A 21,989-nucleotide genomic window follows, 5' to 3' on the forward strand; every position below is an offset into this window, starting at 1 on the left:
TTTTGTATTCACAAGATTATCAATTCGATTGGAGGTTTAAATGAGTCAAGGTGCTGCTCTTGATGGGCATATATTAAATATTGTACAAACGGAAAAAATTGCAGAACAAGTTGACTTACAGAACAGTTTAAAGGCACGGGGCTATAACATTCCGCAAGCAACCCTGTCCCGAAGACTTAAAAAATTAAAAATTGCCAAAATAGGAGGCACTTATCAGGCAGTCGATTTCAATATGCCCAATCTCCCTTTGGTTCTCAACATGCAAGTATCCGATTTTGGTCTTATTGTGCTACACACCCATCCTGGAAATGCGAACAGCCTGGCTTTTTATATTGATAGAAAATTCGTCTCTTTTTCATCTCAAATGATTCAAAACTCAGGGATATTAGGCACAATCGCAGGAGATGATACGGTGCTTCTAATAACAAAGAGTAAAGAACAATTAAATCAGGTAATCCAATTATTACACGAGGAATTTCCTTATCTTAAAAAGTAATTACCCTAAGTATCCTCATGTAAAATACGATTTTCTTCAAAGAATTACTTGTTTTTTATAATTGTTTAATATTTTATCTGAATAAAAATTAATCATAAGGATTTGAAAGTATTACACTTTTCAAAAGTATTAATAAATCCTTAATAAATAAGTAATTTTTCCTTAATAAATAAATTCTATATTAATTCATGAACGCATTATTAAATCAATAATTCTCATGAAAACTAAAACTGAACCCGTAACTATAAAAAAGAGCCCTAACTCTAAAATTCAGCAATTAAAAAGCGAATTTTATGCAGAGTTTGACTATAAGGGTAAAATTTTACAAAACATCAATGCGCGTTGTTATGACGGGCGCAATTATGATGAAAAAAAGCTGTATGAGCTTTTCCTGGAGGTTTATGATGGACTTCAGGAAGAAGACTCTAAACGCAAATTGTTCGAGGTAATAAAAAAGCAAGACCGAACCATTGTCGATATAATTCCCGAAGTAGTCGCTATTATTGAACGGGATACATTTGAAGATGTTTCATTTTCAACCACAATGCCCCATTTTTTTAAAATAATAGATACTGATGAAAAACTGGATTTATTTTTAAAGAATCCCCAAAAATACATTAACGATAACAGTAGAATTCTCTCCGCTTTTGAATTACAGGTGCTTGAGGTAGTCATCAATCATCCTTTTTTCGGTGAATTACCCTCTGTTAATCGCAAGTACGATCCTTCCGTTTTTGTCGCCTCACCAGTAACTACTCAATTGTGGCACTTGAATCTCGCACAATATGGATCGACAGATGCCGGTGCATTTGAGTGGTTAATCGAGCCAACGGCGAGAGAAACAGTGTTGGCGAAATCAAAACAACTCCCCAAAGCACAAGTTATAGGATTGGGTGGGGCGTATGTAAGCTATGATCAGGGAAAAATAGCTCAAACCGCACAAATGGTAAGAAAAACCGGCGTCGGAGCGTGTCATTCTTTTGCCCAATTGGCAGCGGACCACCTCTTAAAAAAGATGGAAGAGGGAGAACTGCCTCCTATGCATGTTAAAATGGTGAGTCATAATGTGGGCTTAGGCTCTCATACCTATCTTCTTCTTGATCATAACTCCAATGACTTAACTGACTTATCTACATGTACTATTGTAGATCCCTGGGCTGTAGTGATGGGCCACACCAAACAAGGGTATGGTGCGTTTTTGACAGGCAATTACCCATTTCCTGATATGACAACCAACTTGGTCCTTTGTTATGATTCACAGGCACAAGATGAAAAACAACTCCAAGCAGAAGAAACGGCTGTTACAAGCCGGTCTTTCAGACAACAACTGGCAAACGTCTCTATTGGGACCGGGACTTTCTTTTCTTCTTCTCAAAAGGATACAACTCAAAAGTTAGGCTCAAAACAAAAAATTGCAGTCAGCCTGTTAAGTGATTTACAGGAGTACGTAAAATCCACATCCAATAATAGGGTCAAACTGGAGTTAATAGATTTATTAACTCGAGAAGTAAAAAATCACAATTTAGAACCTGCACAAGTCATGAAAATAGCTACGCAGGTTGCATTTGCACGTTCCATTGAGCAAAATGAAAGCAACTTTATGTGGAAAGGAGTTGTATTTAATAAAGATGAGGCTTTATCTTCTTTATTGCCAGCATTTTCTAAATCCATAGGCCTTTGGAATGCCTACAGTAAAAAGCATGGCCAAGGTACGCTTACCACTGTGGATGATAAAATTTTAAAAGATGTAGTTGATCTTTTGAACAAAAATGAGGAACATACGTTTTCTGTGGAAAGCCAAAAAACCTATAAATTCTAAAGGGAAATTAGGCTTACCTATAACTTAATTGTTAGGAGAAAATTTATGGGTAGACCTAATTTGGAAAATATAGCACACCAACTGACAACTCTTCCTCAGGAACTTGGATTTTTAATCTTAGATAACCTTCCTTTAATCGAAATAATAAAACTGAAAAGGGTATCAACCCAATTAAAAAATTTTGTCTCAAGCTACTTAACCGATGAGTTAAAAATAAAAGAAGTGAGTTGTGGGCAAGACTTTACTCTGGTTCTTTTAAATCGTGGACGTGTTTTGGCAGTAGGCAATAATTCAAGTGGCCAACTCGGACTCGGCAATGATATAAAAAAAGCGTGCATGTTAACGGAAATCGCCAATCTCAAGGAAAACATCCAACATATTTCAACCGGCTTTGCACATTCTCTTTTGTTAGGAGAGTCTGGAACAGTTTATGGCATGGGCAGAAATGCAGAAAAGCAAGTAAAACCTGACTCCGATCAGTTAAGTTTTTATAGCCCCACTCCTATAGAAACATCCACAGAAACAATTTTTGCGCAAGATCATACAAGTGCTTTAATTGATACTCATAACTCCTTTAAAGTTTTGGGTAACTCCTTAAAAGGTTATCAACACCGGCATAACACATTTTTTTTACCTGATTGGGTCCCAGCCCTCCCTGATAACCTTGATGTGGCGGATGTTTCAGTGAATAATCAACATCAACATGCACTTCTTTTAACCAGAGCCGGAGAAGTCTTCGCATGCGGAAATAATGAATCAGGTTTTTTGGGATTAAATTCTAAGGAATCATTCATCAATATCTGGACTCAAATCCCTGATATAAAAGCCCGACAAATTAAGACCACTGCTGTAGGTTGTTTTATCCTTACTCAAGACAGTGTGTTACTTGTGAGTGGTTTGAATACAAAAGGACAGTTGGGTCCAAACCAAACGCTCGGGACATTCACGCAGCTGGCTTCTGAAGTAACCGATTTTGATGCGGCAGATCATCATACTGTTGTAGTGGTTAATAATAATTTATACCATTTTGGGGCAATGACCCTCGACAACAGTGAGTTACGAACTATTGAAAAGGGAATTTTACCTCTGCAAGGTTACAGTTTCTCCCAGAAACAACCCACCCCTTCTCGTATTACGTTTAAAGAACTCATGGTTGATTTTTTCAAAAATCAGCCTTCAACTCCAAAACAATCACAGAGTCAGACCAAAAATAGTTTTTACTTTGGGGTATAATCAATAACCTACCCCAGATGCAGCAACAGAATGTTGCTGCATCTGTTAAATTTCCCATTACAATTATATTTTTAAGTTTTAATATCCTGGTTATAATAAAATGTTAACTGTGTGAGGTACCCTTTTTATGACCATCTCGGTAAAAGAACTCGAGAACATTTCTCAGCTGGCTTATCTGGATACAGATATAGAACATTCACCCCAACTTATCGCAGATATTAACGCGATAATGAATTTCGTCGACCAATTAAGATCTGTTAATACTTCAGAAGTAGAGCCGCTTTTTCATCCCCTTGAGTTAAATCAACGATTAAGAACTGATGCAGTTACTGAAGAAAATTGCCTCTACGAATTAAAGAAACTGGCACCCCAGTTTGAACAAGATCTTTATTTAGTACCTCAAGTTATAGGCCAGGATAAGTAACTATGGAAAATTTATCCTTGAAGCAACTCTCTCAAGCCTTACATCAGGGCCAATTTTCCAGTGTTGAATTAACCAGACATTATTTAATGCAAATTCAAAAGCAGAAGGATTTAAATGCTTTTATCAGTTTGGATGAAGAGCATGCTCTTCTTGAGGCCCAAAAAGCAGATCAAGAATTAAAAAATGGCCAAGGTAAAATCCTCACAGGAATCCCTATGGCAATAAAAGATCTCTTTTGTACCCAACGTATGAAAACAACTTGTGCCTCAAAAATGCTCGCAAATTTTTGTTCCCCTTATGAAGCCACTTTAGTTGAAAAATTACTCAATCAAGGTGCTATTCTAATTGGTAAAACCAATATGGACGAATTTGCTATGGGCTCGTCCAATGAAACCAGCTACTTTGGTCCGGTAAAAAATCCATGGGATAAAGAACGGGTACCCGGAGGTTCTTCCGGTGGCTCAGCTGCAGCCGTAGCTGCAGGTCTGGTTCCTTTTGCCGTAGGCTCTGATACGGGAGGTTCCATACGACAACCTGCAGCTTTATGCGGTATAAGCGGGATAAAACCCACTTATGGACTCATTTCACGTTACGGTATGATTGCTTATGCATCCAGTTTGGATCAAGCAGGGCCTTTGGCGAGAAGCGCCGAAGATTTGGCATTAGTGCTTCAAGCCATGTCAGGACATGATCCTAAGGACTCTACTTCGGTTGAATCCTCAATTCCTAATTATGAAGCCGAACTGAATAAGCCTCTAGCTAATTTTAAAATTGGCTTACCGTCTTGTTTCTTTCAATCTCAGGTAGATCAAACAATACAACAGGCCATTCTTGAAGCTGTAAAAATTTTTGAGGGGATGGGAGCCGAAATTATTCATTTAAATTTGGAATTTCAACCTTTATGGGTACCCTGCTATTATGTCATAGCTTGCGCTGAAGCTTCATCAAACTTATCACGTTATGATGGTTTAAGATTCGGTTATCGCAGTGAGAACGCATCGTCTTTAATCGAGCTCATTCGCAGTACGCGCAGCGAGGGTTTTGGAATAGAAGTAAAACGTCGAATTCTCACCGGAACACATGTGCTTTCATCCGGGTATTTTGATGCATATTACTTGCAAGCTCAGAAAATTCGTCGACTTATCCAGCAGGAACTTGTCACAACCCTTAAATCTGTAGATGTAATTCTTGGCCCAACATCTCCAACTTGTGCTTTTAAACTCAATGAAAAAATAGCTGATCCCATTCAAAATTATCTTTCTGACGTGTTCACAGTTGCAGCTAATCTTTCTGGACTTCCCGCTATTTCCATTCCCACGGGCTTTGCTCATGGACTACCTATAGGTTTGCAGCTTATGGGCAAACATTTTGGTGAAAGCCGTTTGCTTCAGATTGCTCATCATTACCAACAACAGACCAGCTGGCATTTGGCCAGTCCAAATCAATAAAGGTGAATTATGCAGTGGGATACAGTCATTGGTCTTGAAGTACATATTCAGCTAAAAACTCAATCAAAACTTTTTTCAGGTGCATCTACCGCTTTTGGTTCAACTCCTAATTCACAAACCTGTTTCATTGATGCAGGATTCCCAGGGGTTTTACCCGTGTTGAATAAAGAAGCGGTTATTATGGCAATTCAGTTTGGTTTGGCAATCCAGGCGGACATTAATGATCTATCTGTTTTTGAGCGCAAAAATTATTTTTATCCGGATTTGCCCAAAGGTTATCAAATCAGTCAATTTCAAAAACCGATAGTAAGCAATGGTAAATTGGCAATCACTCTTCAAGATGGCAGTTTAAAGGATATTTCAATCGTTCGTGCCCATTTGGAAGAAGATGCAGGCAAATCTTTGCACGGAGTGCGTTCAGGGTATAGTGGTATTGATTTGAACCGTGCAGGCACCCCTTTACTTGAAATAGTAACTGCCCCCTGCCTTTATTCCAGCTATGAAGCAGTGAGCTATCTTAAAAAATTGCATCAATTGGTGCAATTTTTAGGGATCTGTGATGGCAATATGCAAGAAGGAAATTTCCGCTGTGATGTCAATCTTTCACTAAAGCCCAAAGGAACTACCGTTTTGGGAACGCGAACTGAATTAAAGAATCTGAATTCATTCCGCTTTATCGAGAAAGCAATAGCTTATGAACAAGCGCGACATCAAGATATCCTGGAAAGTGGGCAACAGTTAGTTCAGGAAACTCGTTTGTATAATCCTGATACTCATACTACGCATGCAATGCGCAGCAAGGAGAACGAGAACGATTACCGATATTTCCCTGATCCGGATTTACTGCCAATACAAATTTCTCGTTTTCTTATTGCGGAAGTCAAGAACAGTTTACCGGACTTACCCGATAAAATTCATGCTGAATTAAAAAATACCCCTGCTCTTAACGATGAAGACATTAATTTTATCCTTTCTTCTCCAGCAGCTTATCAGTTCTTTAAATCAATTAAAAAACAATCCCGCGCTTCAGAAAAAATGATTATTAATTGGTTAAAAGGCCAATATGCTGCAGCATTAAATGAAGGGAATTTAACCTTTGATAATCCACGTATATCAGCAAAACTCATGGCGACTCTTCTTGATAAACTGCAAGATGGAACTCTCTCTTTAAACAATGCTCGAGCCATCTTCCTTTTGCTCTGGGCTGGTGAAGAAGACATTGAGGCAATCATCGAGCGAGAGGGATTTCAGCAAGAAGATAATACTGCTGCCTGGGAGGAAATGATTATTAAGTTAGTTCAGCAATTTCCTGGGCAAGCAGCTGAATACAGGGCAGGAAAAGAAAAATTGCTGGCATTCTTTGTAGGGCAAATTATGAAGCAAACCAAGGGAAAAGCGAATCCCGAACAAATCAATGCTCTTCTTAAAAAACACTTGGCTGGAGAAGGTTAGTTTGGGAAAGTAGCGATGTTTTCATTTTAGTCAAACCGGGGGTACAAAACACACCCCGGTGGTTCAAATAATAAAAGTTTATCGAGGAGGTTCCAGAGTAGTGATGGCTGGCTCAGGGAATATCTTCTCTATTAGCCGCCGATATTCATGATCACTATTACTTTTAAATCCATAATAATTAGTCACAATATTTTTTACATCATCACCAACCATACCGGTGTTTTTAAGGCCATGGAAATCAGATGGTATGGACACTCCAAAAATTCTGGATTTTCCTCCCTTTTCCCACGCATCCTCAATACCCAAAAGGCGTTGTAAACTGAGCATGCGGCTTGTACCGAAATAACTGCCCCCTTTGGTAATTTCAGCTTGATTACCAGACTTATTAATATTCCGATGGGCGATGTTAATAATCTCCAGCAATTTACTCTCAGCATTGATAGTTTGAAGACTGGTTTGTAGTTCAGTTATTAATGAGTCGCAATATTTAATCTTAGCGGCATTGCGTGATTTATGAAAAAAGCCCAAACAAGATTGATTTTTACCCTGTTCTTCTTTCAGGGTATTTTCATAGGATTGGATCAATGAGATTGCTTCTTGCAGCCGCTCCTTCTTTGCTGTAATGATCTCATTATTTTTACCACTCTCTTCGGTTTTCGCAACGTTCTCGCCGGAATCAACAACTTGATTGATTTCAACAATCTTGTCGGTATGAACTGCTTGTTTGCTATCAACAATCTCAGTGGGACTCATACCTTTTGAGAGTTCAACAGTTTCACCGGAATCAACAACTTGATTGATTTTAGCAATCTCGCTGGGACTCACAAGCTCATGAATTTCGACACCTTCGTCGGTTTTTTCAGCTTCGTGAACGCTCAAAACTTCGTCAGTCCTCTTACTTTCGCCAGCTTCCACAACTTCGGCAGTTTTCACAGTTTGTTCAATTTGCTCCACTTCGTCAGTGTTCTTAACCTGCTCATTTTTCGGATCGTAAGCACTTTCCGTTATTGCATCGTCTTGAGCTACTATTTCTGGATGGAGGCCGCTGCTGGTGTCACTGATTTCCTGGGTAAAAGAGGCTTGTCTCTTGATTTCTTCTAGATAGGATTGGGCCTCTGACTTTTTCTGCAGTAAAGCTCGTTCTGTATTTTCAATGACCTGAAGGATATTTTGATGTATTTCCGAGGTGCCACTTACCCCTTTTTTGATCCGTTGTAATTCTTTCTCTAAGTCAATAATAAAGCGGATAATTTCTTCAAGTTTATGCGCATCTTTAGTTATCAACAGCTCATCAGATTTTTGTGTGAGATTGGCCTCAATAGTTTTTATTTGCCTAAGCAATGTGGTCAAGTTCTTTAACTCTGCTGCTTGTTTTTTAAATGATTCAATTGTCTTTAGGTGATTATCAAGTGCAGATTGCTCCACCATAATTGCTTCTGCAGCAGGAGTTCCCTGTACCTCTTCCATAACGCCATCCATGATTAATTTTTTCTCATGTAATTTTTGAGTAAACGTAGAAAATGATTTCTCACTCCCCAACAGTTCAAATTTTTTGTCAAACTCAGCCATCGATTTTGGCGTATAAACTGAAAGCAAATTCAAATAGAGTTTTTGCATGGAGGCCAGGTGCTCTTGCTTTAAAAGAATGTCATCGTTTGCTAATTTTACTAAAGATTTGGCTTTGAGAATTAGCTGTTGCTCCCGAATAACCTTTAACTGCATTTCAAAAGCATGCAGTCGTTCGAGAACATTATCACTAAGAGTATTGTCATCTTGGATGGGTGGAATTCGCTGATAGTCGTCCTTGGTTTTTGGTTGGTTTGAATAATGTTGATGCTCAGCATATTTAATACGAATAGCTTTTGTATCGATATCCTCTTTTGCTGAGGACAAAGCGTGAATCAGAGCATTTACAAAACCCAAATAGCCCGGACTGAATTTTAAATTATCACTCCTCCTTGATCTGTATAACCCAAATTCCCTTCTATGTAATCCAAGGAATTGTTGAAGGTTTTGACTAAATCCTATTCCCGCGAACTCAATAATTTGTTCTAGGAGAGCTTGATCAGAGGAAATTTTACCAGGGGTAGTATAGAGAGAATGTAGCTGCTGATTTTTCATATAATCTTTAAAAACTAAAAAAAGATGACTATATTATAGCCTACATGATCAATTTTTAATATAGATTCCACATCAAAGTGATTGAAATTTTTACATCCCGCCAGTTACTGGGTATCCATAAGATTACCACTAAGGACGTTTTCTGATAGGATTTAGAAATTTTTTGTGCAACAATTTGAAATACGGGTTAAACCCAAATTACAGCAATCAGCATAATTAGAGGATTAATGAATTTAAGGATTTAGGGTATCAGGAGAAAGGATGGGCCAAGGAAAAAAGAGTCGGTCGATAAGCCGGGTTCTGTCATGGACAATCATTCATCTGGGACATGTGTCACCACATGCCTCAAGCGACCTACCCGAGTCCCGTGCGGGCCACACGTAATGACTTTTCAGCCAAAGGACTCCTATTTGGTCTTGCTCCAAGTGGGGTTTTCCCTGCCACGCCTGTTACCAGTCGCGCGGTGCGCTCTTACCGCACCTTTTCACCCTTACCTCAAAGAGGCGGTATATTTTCTGTGGCACTTTCCGTAGGTTCACACCTCCCAGGAATTACCTGGCACTCTACCCTCTGGAGCCCGGACTTTCCTCCCTTTGCAAAACAAAGAGCGATTGCCTGACCAACTCTGATATCAATAGTAGCAGAGTGCCTAGCCAAAGACCACTATATTAGGAAGCAATTAAGAAAAATAGTGAAAAATGGTTCTTTAAGGTTTAGAAATCTCGGGTTCCAATAAACTCGTCATCAAAATAACGCTTTAATTTGGTACGCAAAGTTCCACGACTTACACCCAGAACACGTGCAGCTTTTGATTGGTTGTAACGAGTTAATTCCATAACAGTACGGAATAAAGGCGCTTCAACTTCTTCTACGATTAATTGATATAAATTTAAGTTGGAATCTTTATTACTAACACTAGTTAAATACCCTTTAACAGCATGAATTACTTGATGTGAAAGTGCTTCGCTGCTTTGCACCATTGTATCTGTGCTCATTTAAGTCTCCTAGTACAAATTAATTAAATAAAATTATGCCCAGTACATACACTCACCGAACACTATGGCCTATATAGTACCAAACATCTCAAAGAGTGTAAATATTGTTTTAATGATATTCATTTCTTAAGGAAATATTAAGTCAAAAAAATTTTACCACTTTACCCGCAAACTGGACAAGGCGAATTTATTATTTAATTCCTTTTGCTTGCTTAAATGACGTAAATTATTGATAAAAAGAACAATTGCATGCTTTCTTTGTTTAAATAGAAGAAAAAAGTACCATGTGCATTTAATTGACGGACACATCTGATTTTCTAAGGATGAATATGACCCAAAAACACACAAGCGACCTTCATTGTCATCTAAATGAACGTTTTAGTTTGGCTTTTCTTGAAAAAAACACTCACAAAGCAAATTGAATTGGCATCTAGAAATAGATGCCCCATGAAGTGACAGCGATTTACCAGAATGTAAGTGCTCCCTAGCCCCTGGTACCGATGAGGAAACTATTTTGACAGCCTCAGCCAAACCGAATTAGCCAGATTTCTGGGATTTTTTACAAATAAGGCACAATTGTGCATGGAAAGTCATTCTTCAGATAGTCCGGGTGGTATGAGAAGTTTCTGGCTGCACCCCGATTATATTATGTAGAGGACTAATCTACTGTGAAGCTTTCTCCACATCCACATTGGCCGGTCTGGTTAGGATTATTAAACACAAATTTATAATTTAATCCCTGCTTGACATAATCTACACTCATATTTTTCAGGAAAGAATAACTGGATTTATCAATACAAACCACATAGTTTTCACTCAAAGGGAGTACTAAATCAGTCTCTTGAGGCGCAAGTACATAATCCACCACATAAGATAAACCAGAACAGCCAGTTTTTTTTATCGATAAACGAATTCCAGTGTAATCAGGATTTTTTTGTAAATAAGACACCACGTGTTTTACTGCTGCCTCAGTAAAACTGATTTCAGGTACTGCGCTATCTACATGATGCATTACCACACTCATTATGTACCTCTCAATTAAATTCAAATATTTTATTTATTAAAAGCAAAGCTTCTTTATAAACATCAATAATTCTTAATGCAACAGGATACTGGGCAATAGGAATATCCAATTCTTTAATAATAAGCTGGTAATCAATTGGGGGCACACTATTTATAGCCTGCCCTTCCAGCAGTCTGCATAACCATTCCAAGCTTGCAATTACATAAGGATTGCTATTAGTTTTGAAACATGCCCGTACAATCGTACCCTGTGAATTACATTGCATGTAAAACTCAATAGTCCCCTGACCTTTTTGGGTGTTTTTAACAGTTATCGAAAATTGATCAGTCAAATTAACAACACCGACATGCCTGGGTGAAAAAAAATAATCCTGGACAGTTCTATTATACATTACAGTTCTATTATACATTATATATACATTAAAGCGGCGATATTTCTCGCAATCGAGTTACTTGCGTGCAAATAACCTTAATCGCGTGCTCCACTTCCTCTTCTTTCGTAAAACGCCCTATAGATAATCTTATACTATTTTGGGCAAGCTCATCACTCAATCCTATTTCTCTCAGTACATATGAAGGTTGAATACTGGCAGAACTACAGGCCGAGGTAGACGAAACAGCAAGTTCATTCAACGCTAATAATAAAGAATCTCCGTCTAATCCAGCAAAACTGATATTCAGATTACCGGCGATTCGTTTTTGTTTGTCGCCATTCAACTGTATGCCTGGCAGATGTTTAATACCATCCCACAGATAGTGCCGATATTTTAAAAGTCGAGACTGTTCCACTTCGCGCACGCTTTCTGCTAATGCAAACGCTTCTCCCATACCCACAATTTGATGGGTGGCGAGGGTTCCTGAACGTAAGCCTCCCTCATGGCCACCGCCAAAACTTTGAGGTTGGAGACGAATTCGGGGTTTGTGCCTGACATAAAGGGCGCCAATACCTTTTGGCCCATAGTTCTTGTGTGCGGAAAAGGACATTAGATCTACAGAAAGCTGGGTCAAATCAATAGGAAGTTTTCCAGCGCTTTGTGCTGCATCCACATGAAAAATGATCCCTTTATCGCGTAAAAGAGTGCCAATCGCCCCTATATCCTGTATCACTCCAATTTCGTTGTTTACATGCATTATGGAAACTAAAATGGTATCAGGTCTTAGTACCTCAACCAAGCGTTCCAAATTCAGCAAACCATTCGGTTCGGGACGTAAGTAGGTAACTGTGAATCCATCTTTTTCTAAACGGTTAAAACTATCAAGCACCGCTTTATGCTCCGTACTCATAGTCACCAAATGTTTTCCTTTATTCTGGTAGAAATGAGCTGCACCAATTATCGCCAGGTTATTTGCTTCTGTAGCCCCTGAAGTAAAAACTATATCTTGGGCTGATGCATGAATTGATTGCGCAACTTGGGTACGGGCCTGCTCCACCGCAAGCGCCGCGACTCTCCCAAATTCGTGAGTTGTAGACGAAGGATTACCAAAATCACCATCAGGCCCCAAATAGCGAATCATTCGCTCCACAACAAGTGGGTCAACCGGGGTGGTGGCCATATAATCAAAATAGATAGGTATTTTAACTATCGCCTTCACTTACTTCTCCTTTACGTGCCCATTCCAAGGATTTTTGTACCTGACTTAACATTCCGCGTAGCAGGTTAACTTCTGTTTTTTCCAGGTTTATGCGATTAAATAACCGCCGTACTCTCTGCATCAAACGTCTTGGATTTGAAGCTTTTAAAAACTGAATTTGAATAAATACTTCCCTTAAATGTTCATAAAACTGCTCGATTTCATCTGCTGCAGCATATTCATCTTGTCGCAAGGACACTTCAGCCTTGGGGGCTAACATTTTCATGCGTAATTCATAAGCTATAATCTGTACAGCCTGCGCCAGATTAAGCGAGCTGTATTCCGGATTACTGGGAATATGAATGTGATAATGACATTTTAGCAGTTCTTCGTTAGTAAGTCCGGCATGTTCCCTTCCAAAAACTATAGCAATTTGAGTACGATCTGCTTGCTGGCTAATTAAATCAGCACAAGAAGATGGAGTTAAGCCTGGTAAAGAAAGCCCCCTGGGCCGTGCGCTGGTACCTAAAATAAGCTGACAACCGATTAAAGCCTCATCCAAAGTTTCAGTGACAACTGCGCGCTCCAAAACATCATCAGCACCCGCTGCCATTTCTTTTGCCTTATAATCTGGAAAAGATTTGGGATTGACTAAATAAAGTGAATTTAATCCCATTGTTTTCATTGCCCTGGCAGCTGAGCCTATATTTCCAGGATGGGAGGTTGCTACTAAAATAATACGTATTGAATTTAAACTCATAAAAAACTTTTTTAATAAAGCACAGTGAGCGCTATATCATATCATCGAACTCTCTTTTTTACGATTTTTGCTTTTTTCATATTTCACTCTCTTTGTGCAAAAAAAATATGATAGAATCACCGGTTTTGTAGATTAAAGAGTATTATTCATGGAACCCCTTTTAAATATAGCAATTAACGCAGCACGACAAGCCGGTGAAATTATAGTTCGCCATATGGAGCAAGTGGACCGTCTCAAGATAACCGCTAAAACCAACCATGAATATTTTAGCGAAGTAGACATTAAAGCCGAACAAACAATTATTCATACAATCCATAAAGCGTATCCTGAGCATGGTATCCTTGCCGAAGAAAGTGGCATGCAAGAAGGCGATGGAGAGACAATCTGGATTATTGATCCCCTGGATGGAACTTCCAACTACCTGCACGGATTTCCTTTTTTTTCTGTTTCTATCGCGGTAAAAGTAAAAGGCAGAATAGAGCATGGGGTTATTTATGATCCTTTACGCCATGAGTGTTTTGCCGCAAGCCGTGGGCGTGGGGCACGGTTAAATGATCGTAGAATACGGGTTTCTAAACAAACCCAACTGGTGGCTTCTCTTTTAGGAACTGGATTCCCCTCACGAGATATCAATGTAGCACAAAGATATTTACCAACTTTCGAAGCTTTATTGGGTAAATGTGCTGGAGTGAGAAGAACTGGATCAGCTGCACTTGATTTAGCCTATGTGGCCAGTGGACGACTTGATGGATTTTGGGAGTTAGGTTTACGTCCCTGGGATATTGCTGCAGGATCTTTATTAATCAGAGAGGCAGGCGGATTAATCAGTGATTTACATGGAGGCGATGATTATCTGAAACATGGAGATATTGTTGCGGGCACCCCCAAAGTATTTAAATCCTTACTACAGACCATCTCACCTGTTCTGAAATAAGAAGAGCAACCACTCCCATCCCAGGCAATCGCCGAAGGAATGGGAGTAGTCTAATGCATCCATTACCATTCCTACCTCACTTGAAACTTCAATTATCCCATTTAAGATTTGTATTCCCGCCTTGGCGGGAATTACAGATGCAGTGAGACTCATTAATACAGCTTTTATAAAAAACTCCGAGATTTATTTTTTTATTAAACTTACCCTTATTTAAATCCTTGTTTTGCCCCAAAACTTAAAGGAAGTTCGTCAGCCAGGGCAGTACCCAGATTCTTGGTCACCCGGTCAAAAAGATTTTGCTTGTGGGTATAATCAACAACCTCAGGAATTTGGATTATCTCACGCGCTAACTGTCCACTGCTCGCAAAACCATCGATTAACCCCATAGATAAGGCTTGTTCACCAGTCCAAAAAAGTCCCGAGAATGTTTCATCGTCTATGTGTAATCGGCTTCCTCGCCCTTCTTTAACTCGATTGATAAATTGCTTATGAACCTGATCCAGCATCTCTTGCAGCTTTTGTTTTGCAAAATCTGTTTCAGGAGAGAACGGATCGAGAAATGATTTATTCACCCCCGATGTTTGGAGTCTACGTGAAACCCCAATTTTGTTAATCAAGTCAACAAAACCAAAGCCATTATATAAAACACCTATAGAACCCACCATACTCGCAGGGCTGGCATAAATGGTTTCCGCTGCAACCGCAACATAATATGCAGCAGAAGCGCATGCATCCACACAAACAGAATAAATTTTAATGTCGGGATATTTTTTTTGATAAAATTTTATAATATTGTACATGTACTCCGCTTGTACGGGGCTGCCGCCAGGACTGTTAATACGAATAATCAATGCTTTTAAGCCCGAATTTTTATAAGCAGCGTCCACCCCTTTGGCAAAGTCATCTGCATTGGCTTTAGCTTCTGACATTTCACCAATCAGATCTACTACACCGACATGAGGTTTGATATTAGTGCCGGTATCGTCACTGGCACTGATTGACACTCGATAGACTATAAATGCAATAATAAGTAAATAAATTACCCGCATCACCCATTTCCATCGACGCCTTCGTTTTGACTCCTTCATGTAATCAATGATGATTTGATTCAGCAAAGTTTGAGAGTCTGGAGTAGAATTAGAAGAATGGTCACTTGTCATAATTCATCACTTGAAATAATTAAAATAACCCTCATTTTACGGTAGATACAAGAAAATTAACACCCATTAAAAGGTTATATATCATGAGAATGGATAAACTAACATCAAAGTTTCAAATAGCCTTAGCAGATGCCCAATCATTAGCTTTAGGAAGAGACAATGGATTTATAGAACCTGAACACCTAATGAAGGCCCTTCTCGATCAACAAGGAGGAAGCTGCAGACCTTTGCTCAGTAAGGCAGGAGTGAACATCCCCTTGTTAAGGACCCTTTTAGATCAAGCCTTGGACAAGCTCCCGAAAGTATCCGGGATGGGAGGCGATATCCACATTTCCAATAGCTTGAACCGATTGTTAAATGTTACCGACAAGCTCTCTCAACAAAAAAAGGATAATTTCATCTCCAGTGAACTTTTTATATTAGCAGCCATAACCGAAGAAGGAAGTCTTTCCCGCATTCTCAAGCAAGCAGGTGGTGATGTTAAAGCAATTGAAAATGCAATTCAGGAATTAAGAGGCGGAGAAACCATTAATGATCCAAATGCTGAAGAGCAACGACAGGCTTTGGAAAAATATACGCTGGACTTAACCGCCCGTGCAGAACAGGGCAAACTGGACCCCGTGATTGGCCGTGATGATGAAATCCGAAGAACCGTTCAAGTCTTACAAAGACGCACTAAAAATAATCCTGTTTTGATTGGAGAACCTGGGGTAGGTAAAACTGCAATTGTTGAAGGATTGGCGCAACGTATTATTAATGGTGAAGTTCCAGAAGGCTTAAAGAACAAACGTCTGCTTTCCCTGGATATGGGCGCCTTGATTGCCGGTGCAAAATACCGTGGTGAATTTGAAGAACGCCTTAAAGCAGTACTCAATGATTTAGCCAAACAGGAAGGACAAATAATTCTTTTTATTGATGAATTACATACCATGGTGGGTGCTGGAAAAGCAGAAGGTGCGATGGATGCCGGAAATATGCTTAAGCCTGCCTTAGCACGTGGGGAACTTCATTGCATCGGTGCCACTACCCTGGATGAATACCGTCAATACATCGAAAAAGACGCAGCCCTAGAGCGGCGTTTCCAAAAAGTATTGGTTGATGAACCCAGTGTCGAAGATACAATTGCTATTCTTCGGGGTTTAAAAGAACGTTATGAAGTGCATCACGGCGTTGAAATCACCGATCCAGCCATAGTGGCAGCTGCTACCCTTTCGCATCGATATATTACCGACAGACAACTTCCTGATAAAGCAATTGATTTAATTGATGAAGCAGGCAGCCTGATTCGGATGGAAATTGATTCAAAACCAGAGAGCATGGATAAATTGGAACGACGTTTGATTCAACTGAAAATCGAACGTGAAGCCCTTAAGAAAGAGCATGATGAAGCCTCTAAAAAACGGCTGGAAGATTTGGAACATACCATTGAGGAATTGGAACATAACTATTCTGATTTGGAAGAGGTATGGAAAGCTGAGAAAGCAACCATGCAGGGTGCTACCCAAATAAAAGAGTCTTTGGAGCAGGCTAAACTTGAAATGGAAACTGCGCGTCGTGCCGGAGATCTTAGTCGTATGTCTGAATTGCAATACGGACGTATTCCCGAACTTGAAAAACGATTAGCCCAAGTAGCTGAAGTAGAATCCCATGAGAACAAATTAGTTCGTAATAAGGTAACAGAAGATGAAGTTGCAGAAGTAGTCTCCAAATGGACTGGCATACCTGTTGCCAAAATGATGGAAGGTGAAAAAGAAAAACTACTGCGTATGGAAGAAGTGCTGCATAATCGTCTCATAGGACAAAATGAAGCAATTGATGCAGTATCCAATTCGATCCGCCGCTCACGTGCAGGTTTATCAGATCCGAATCGGCCTATAGGATCATTTTTGTTTTTAGGTCCTACTGGAGTAGGTAAGACTGAATTATGCAAGGCATTGGCTTCATTTCTCTTTGATACTGAAGAAGCTATGGTACGTATCGACATGTCCGAATTTATGGAAAAACATTCAGTAGCCCGTCTAATAGGAGCTCCTCCAGGATATGTAGGTTACGAAGAAGGCGGATATTTGACAGAAGCGGTACGCCGTAGACCCTACTCTGTAATTTTACTTGACGAAGTAGAAAAAGCACATGCCGATGTGTTCAATATACTTTTACAAGTCATGGACGATGGCCGCTTGACGGATGGCCAAGGACGTACTGTTGATTTTCGTAACACAATCATTGTCATGACCTCAAATCTCGGCTCTAATTTGATACAGGAAATGGGTAATAAATTCAAATACGAGCAAATTAAAGATGCAGTTATGGAAATGGTCCGTCAGCACTTCCGTCCAGAATTTATTAACCGCATTGATGATACGGTAGTTTTCCATTCTCTTGAAAAAGATCAAATCGCAAAAATTGCTGCGATCCAAATCAGCTATTTGCAAAAACGTCTAAAGCAACAAGATATACACCTGGAAGTAACCAAGGAAGCTTTGACGCATTTAGCAGATGCGGGCTTTGATCCTGTCTATGGCGCACGGCCTTTAAAACGCACCATTCAACAGCAAGTAGAAAATCCACTGGCGCAGGATATATTGAAAGGGAAATTCAAATCAGGTGAAACCATTAAAGTGGCTTATAAGGATGGGGAGATGAAATTCACCACCCACTAAATGCGTGACTTATTGTAGCCTGGGTAAAGACCTTGGAGCCAATTTAACAGGTTTAACCCTGTGGTAAATTTTTGGTTTGCGGCTCGTCTTAAACCCGGCTACTTCTTATTTCGAGAGAGTTCCTACACGCTCTAACCGTTTTTGCAATCTCTGTTTCACTGCAGGCCATTCCCCAATAAGAATGCTAAATAGAGCAGTATCCGTAATTTGCCCATTATGATGAATCATGTGTTGGCGGAGTATACCCTCTTTCGTAGCACCTAATTTTTTTAGGGTATTGTAGTTTTTAACATTACGCGGATCGGTTGCGATTTGCACGCGGTTAATCCCCCATGTTTCAAATGCATTTTGAAATAACAGTAACAAAGACTCATGGTTATAGCGAGTACCCCATACTGAAGGAGAGAGCCAACCATAACCAATTTCCAATTTTTTATGCTGTGTATCTATCTCATAGTAAGCGCGGCTTCCGATTAATGCCTGATCTTTGAGGCGTCTTATCACATAAGTAAATTGTATTCCTTGCATCTGTTTTAACAAACAATCCGCAAACCAGGGTTCATAAAATTCCCCGTTCGCTTTACAAGGCATATAAGTCCATATTCGTCCATCATCTGCCGAAGAGCGCAAGCCTTCGTAATGCCTTGGGGCCAGGGGCTCCATTTGAATGGTATTACCGATAAGGGTTACGGGCATACAAGTACTGACTTTTGGTTTACTTTTAGGCATAATAAATAGGTCAGTCATTATTGTTCCTCTAACTGGAAAACATGATCAATAAATTATTTCGTCAAATAAAACAACTATTCCAAGTTCCCGCAGACAAAATTATTTCTAACACATATAGGGTTATAGGAATTAATGCCAATTATCAAAACACTGCAAAGGTGTATGTGAGAGTCCAGGTAACTGGGAAAGCAACAACTTTTGATAAACCGGTAAGTGAGTTGTATCAAAATAAATGGCTGGATAAGTTTTCACGCGAAGACATTGCCCATATTGCCGCTTTGTATTCTGCAGAACAAAGCAATAACCTGGATTTAATTCAAAAATTTCCTCAACAAAGTGTTGCAAATAAATCGAGTGTTATCAGTGTTGGCATACTGTTTACTACTTTTTTAATTTTATCCAATTTAGCTGCCTTTAAAATTGCTGCCTTCGGTTCAATCAATTATGCTGCCGGGTTGATTTTTTTCCTTTGACGTATGTTTTCGATGATGTCTTGACTGAAGTATATGGTTTCAAGGTGAGCAGACGAATTATTTGGATGGCATTATTGGCAAATACTATCGTATTTTTGGGGACATGGATTACAATTTATTTAACCCCCTCACCTTTTTGGTCTTATCAAGAAGCCTATGCAACAGTCTACCAAGGCACTTTACGAGTTTTTCTGGCTTCAGTCATCAGTTATTTTTTTGGTGAATTCGCCAATTCAATTATTTTGGCGAAACTAAAGGTGCTGACTTCAGGGAAACGACTTTGGTTACGTGCCATTACAAGCACTATGATAGGTGTAGGTATTGATACCATCCTTTTTACTCATATAGCCTTTTTATTTATTATTCCTTATCCAGCAATCTGGCAAATAATAGGCACAATGTATCTACTCAAAGTATTGTATGAAGTGTGTGCATTACCAATTACTTATAAGATTTCTAATTATCTGAAAAGAAAAGATAACGTCGATCACTATGATGTAAAAACCAACTTCAATCCATTTTCATTAGAGCTCTGATAATGGATACAGCAGCAAATACTTCAGCGAATACTCAGTTACTTATTATTCATTCGAGCTATTTATGGTATCTGACGTTGACTTATTCGATGATTATCGTGTTAGCAAACTGGTTTGATCCCCGTTTAATCAGCTTTTGGGGGTTCACAACAGATGCAGGGACCCTAATCTTCCCATTGTCCTTTTTACTTTCAGACTTAATTACTGAAGTATATGGCTATAAATACGCACGGCGTACCATTTGGTGTGGATTTCTTTTTAATCTATTCTTCATTTTGTATGGCCAACTTGTAATTCATATGCCTAATCCCGAGTTTGCAACCAATAACGCTATTTTTGATACCCTGTTAACCATTAACTTCCGTATTATTCTGGCATCATTTGTCAGTTATCTCATTTCTGAATCCTTTAACTCCTATCTGATTGCCAAAACTAAAATTAAAGTCCACGGAAGATATATGGCAGCCCGATTTTTTCTGGCCTCTTTTTTAGCATCAGGCCTGGACAGTGTAATATTTACCACTATTGCATTTTATAGCACTTTACCGGATTCTGTTTTCATCAAGATGATTTTGACTATGTGGTTTATAAAAATATTTATCGAATTATGCGGTCTCCCCTTCTCTATAAATTTAGTCTCCAAGCTAAAAAGGATAGAAAAGATGGATATATATGATAAGAAAACACAATTTAATTTGTTCCGTTTAGATCTTAACTATGAAAATCAGGAAAATAATTTTCTAAACCAAAATAATACACCCCTCTTGTAAGAGGGGTATGGCGTTTTTAGGGTACAAGATCTTTGGATACATTTTCAAAAACCCCTTACAATCTCTTGTCAAAGTGTAAGAACCGTTGTTTCCTCTTTGACTTCCTCTTTGCTGAGCGCCACTTCAGCTCTTGCAATTAAAGTATTCATACAGCTTTTACCATCAAAAAATTCATAATCCAGGGCCACATTCGACTCAATTTCGAGAAACTGTTTAAGAAATTTTAAGCCATTCAACCTATCTTCTTTAGTCAATTCTTTAGAGGTTTCGCCTAGAACTTGCTGTATTGTAAACATGAGGTCATAACCCAAAGCTTCGGATTGTTGCAGCAATAAGGCATATCCCCCAAAAAGAATATAACTGCACTTGGAATCATAACACTCTTTCATTTTTGCCAAAAAAGTAGGATGATCCAGCGTCTCCAGATTTTCCTGAACTAAAGGAGTATAGAATAAATCGAAGATTCTATTCCTAGCTTTTTCAGACTCTACATGTTTCATAATACTTTCATTAATTGCTACATCATTTAAATTTCGGAATGTACTGAAATTCTTGTGTTCCTTGGCAACAGCCTTACACCATTTCTCTAACTCCATCTCAATTTGCTGATGCTCCTTTTCAATTCCTTCTGCAAGTGAACGGATAAAGTTAATTGCTTTAAATCGGTGCAGTAGTTGCGCCCCTCTCTGCGACTGTGTGATTATGATATCTTCTAAATATGATTTGAAATTTTCATCTTTTGCGAAATGAGGATAATTCATGTACCGTTGGACTTTATCCTTGTCCTCCATAAACATGTTGTCACGGAACACTTCAAGTGCTTTTACTATCGTCACAACGTCGAGGATTTGTAAATCATCTTTCCTAAATTTCTTATCTAAATCAGCTGGATTGAATTTCTTACTTGTGCTTTCTTCAATGCATATCTTTTTAAGAACATCTAATTCTTTAAACTTTAAGGCCCTTCTTATGGCCAGGAATAACTTACAATCGGTTACTTGACATTTGGCCCAATAAGTCCAGGAGGCATAAGCATTATAATCATCGTACTCTTTAATCAGCCGAAAATAACGATGGATTAAAGCACCTAATAAAAAAAGAGCCCCCTGTTTGGCTAATTCCTTGTTTTCTTTGGGAATTTGGCGAAGTTCGTTTACTAAAAGATTGAACACTTCAATCTGGCTGTCCCTACCCGATTTACATTTTAGTACTTCATTGGTCCTTGCTATTAAAACCTCGAGACTGCTTGGTTGTATTGCCGAGGAACCATCACTTAACGCACTATCAATTATTGTATATCTTCCCAATAAAATGGAATAATTAGTTTCCAGATTAAGCGTATTGACTCTAAATGTTGCAAATGCTGGTGGGGTAAAAGTCATAC

General features: G+C 39.0%; 20 protein-coding genes and 1 other RNA gene. 11 read left to right on the top strand and 10 right to left on the bottom strand.

Features of this window, described 5'->3' with window-relative positions:
• Positions 1-40 precede the first annotated feature (40 nt).
• From KYQ_RS05835 to gatB, 6 genes are all read left to right on the top strand, one after another.
• Positions 41-496, top strand: a complete 456-nt coding sequence (locus KYQ_RS05835) for an arginine repressor (protein ID WP_019349748.1) — start codon at positions 41-43, stop codon at positions 494-496.
• A gap of 217 nt (positions 497-713) precedes the next feature.
• Entirely contained in the window at positions 714-2,315 is a 1,602-nt protein-coding gene (locus KYQ_RS05840) for a hypothetical protein (protein WP_010653499.1), read from the top strand.
• Positions 2,316-2,360: 45 nt separating this feature from the next.
• Positions 2,361-3,548, top strand: coding sequence for an F-box protein (locus KYQ_RS05845; RefSeq protein WP_010653498.1), 1,188 nt, complete (start codon positions 2,361-2,363; stop codon positions 3,546-3,548).
• 127 nt (positions 3,549-3,675) lie between these two features.
• Positions 3,676-3,972, top strand: a complete 297-nt coding sequence (gene gatC, locus KYQ_RS05850) for an Asp-tRNA(Asn)/Glu-tRNA(Gln) amidotransferase subunit GatC (protein ID WP_010653497.1) — start codon at positions 3,676-3,678, stop codon at positions 3,970-3,972.
• Between the two features lie 2 nt (positions 3,973-3,974).
• Entirely contained in the window at positions 3,975-5,420 is a 1,446-nt protein-coding gene (gatA, locus tag KYQ_RS05855; protein WP_010653496.1) for an Asp-tRNA(Asn)/Glu-tRNA(Gln) amidotransferase subunit GatA, read from the top strand.
• 9 nt (positions 5,421-5,429) lie between these two features.
• Positions 5,430-6,872 (top strand): Asp-tRNA(Asn)/Glu-tRNA(Gln) amidotransferase subunit GatB, encoded by a 1,443-nt coding sequence (gene gatB, locus KYQ_RS05860; RefSeq protein ID WP_010653495.1) that lies wholly within the window; start codon positions 5,430-5,432, stop codon positions 6,870-6,872.
• A 78-nt stretch (positions 6,873-6,950) separates the two neighbouring features.
• Here gatB and KYQ_RS05865 read toward each other — a convergent pair whose 3' ends face one another.
• The 7 genes from KYQ_RS05865 to trmJ form a co-directional block, all read right to left on the bottom strand.
• The gene (locus tag KYQ_RS05865; protein ID WP_231294615.1) at positions 6,951-8,489 is read right to left on the bottom strand and encodes a hypothetical protein; all 1,539 of its coding nucleotides are present in this window, start codon (positions 8,487-8,489) and stop codon (positions 6,951-6,953) included.
• A 777-nt stretch (positions 8,490-9,266) separates the two neighbouring features.
• An RNA gene (gene rnpB, locus KYQ_RS18690) (RNase P RNA component class A) lies at positions 9,267-9,620 on the bottom strand.
• 86 nt (positions 9,621-9,706) lie between these two features.
• Entirely contained in the window at positions 9,707-9,988 is a 282-nt protein-coding gene (locus KYQ_RS05875) for a helix-turn-helix domain-containing protein (RefSeq protein WP_010653492.1), read from the bottom strand.
• A gap of 658 nt (positions 9,989-10,646) precedes the next feature.
• Positions 10,647-11,012 carry a HesB/IscA family protein gene (locus tag KYQ_RS05885; protein ID WP_010653491.1) on the bottom strand — a complete coding sequence of 122 codons (366 nt, stop codon included), beginning with the start codon at positions 11,010-11,012 and terminating at the stop codon, positions 10,647-10,649.
• A 10-nt stretch (positions 11,013-11,022) separates the two neighbouring features.
• A complete protein-coding gene (locus tag KYQ_RS05890; RefSeq protein ID WP_010653490.1) occupies positions 11,023-11,403 on the bottom strand; it encodes an iron-sulfur cluster assembly scaffold protein in 381 nt (126 codons plus the stop codon).
• 28 nt (positions 11,404-11,431) lie between these two features.
• A complete protein-coding gene (locus KYQ_RS05895) occupies positions 11,432-12,604 on the bottom strand; it encodes an IscS subfamily cysteine desulfurase (protein WP_010653489.1) in 1,173 nt (390 codons plus the stop codon).
• Positions 12,588-13,343 (bottom strand): tRNA (cytosine(32)/uridine(32)-2'-O)-methyltransferase TrmJ, encoded by a 756-nt coding sequence (trmJ, locus tag KYQ_RS05900; protein WP_010653488.1) that lies wholly within the window; start codon positions 13,341-13,343, stop codon positions 12,588-12,590. The genes KYQ_RS05895 and trmJ overlap by 17 nt, the downstream gene beginning before the upstream one ends.
• A 148-nt stretch (positions 13,344-13,491) precedes the next feature.
• On the opposite strand from trmJ, the gene KYQ_RS05905 reads away from it, so the two are divergent.
• Positions 13,492-14,277, top strand: a complete 786-nt coding sequence (locus KYQ_RS05905) for an inositol monophosphatase family protein (protein ID WP_010653487.1) — start codon at positions 13,492-13,494, stop codon at positions 14,275-14,277.
• Positions 14,278-14,483: 206 nt separating this feature from the next.
• Here the strand turns inward: KYQ_RS05905 and KYQ_RS05910 are convergent, their stop codons facing one another.
• On the bottom strand, positions 14,484-15,437 hold the full coding sequence (locus tag KYQ_RS05910) for a S49 family peptidase (RefSeq protein ID WP_010653486.1): 954 nt from the start codon (positions 15,435-15,437) through the stop codon (positions 14,484-14,486).
• Between the two features lie 83 nt (positions 15,438-15,520).
• On the opposite strand from KYQ_RS05910, the gene clpB reads away from it, so the two are divergent.
• Positions 15,521-18,097 (top strand): ATP-dependent chaperone ClpB, encoded by a 2,577-nt coding sequence (gene clpB / locus KYQ_RS05915; protein ID WP_010653485.1) that lies wholly within the window; start codon positions 15,521-15,523, stop codon positions 18,095-18,097.
• Between the two features lie 105 nt (positions 18,098-18,202).
• Here clpB and KYQ_RS05920 read toward each other — a convergent pair whose 3' ends face one another.
• Positions 18,203-18,844, bottom strand: a complete 642-nt coding sequence (locus KYQ_RS05920; protein ID WP_010653484.1) for a GNAT family N-acetyltransferase — start codon at positions 18,842-18,844, stop codon at positions 18,203-18,205.
• A gap of 23 nt (positions 18,845-18,867) precedes the next feature.
• Between KYQ_RS05920 and KYQ_RS19470 the strand changes: the two genes are divergently transcribed.
• Genes KYQ_RS19470 through KYQ_RS05930 form a run of 3 tightly spaced genes read left to right on the top strand, consistent with a single transcriptional unit; the run spans position 18,868 to position 20,605 of the window.
• A complete protein-coding gene (locus KYQ_RS19470; protein ID WP_019349752.1) occupies positions 18,868-19,299 on the top strand; it encodes a hypothetical protein in 432 nt (143 codons plus the stop codon).
• Between the two features lie 44 nt (positions 19,300-19,343).
• Positions 19,344-19,835, top strand: coding sequence for a queuosine precursor transporter (locus KYQ_RS19475; protein ID WP_231294617.1), 492 nt, complete (start codon positions 19,344-19,346; stop codon positions 19,833-19,835).
• A gap of 2 nt (positions 19,836-19,837) precedes the next feature.
• Positions 19,838-20,605, top strand: a complete 768-nt coding sequence (locus KYQ_RS05930; RefSeq protein ID WP_010653482.1) for a queuosine precursor transporter — start codon at positions 19,838-19,840, stop codon at positions 20,603-20,605.
• 68 nt (positions 20,606-20,673) lie between these two features.
• Here the strand turns inward: KYQ_RS05930 and KYQ_RS05935 are convergent, their stop codons facing one another.
• A complete protein-coding gene (locus tag KYQ_RS05935; protein ID WP_010653481.1) occupies positions 20,674-21,987 on the bottom strand; it encodes a hypothetical protein in 1,314 nt (437 codons plus the stop codon).
• Positions 21,988-21,989: the final 2 nt, after the last annotated feature.

The sequence above is a fragment of the Fluoribacter dumoffii NY 23 genome (assembly GCF_000236165.1).
Lineage (GTDB): Bacteria > Pseudomonadota > Gammaproteobacteria > Legionellales > Legionellaceae > Legionella > Legionella dumoffii.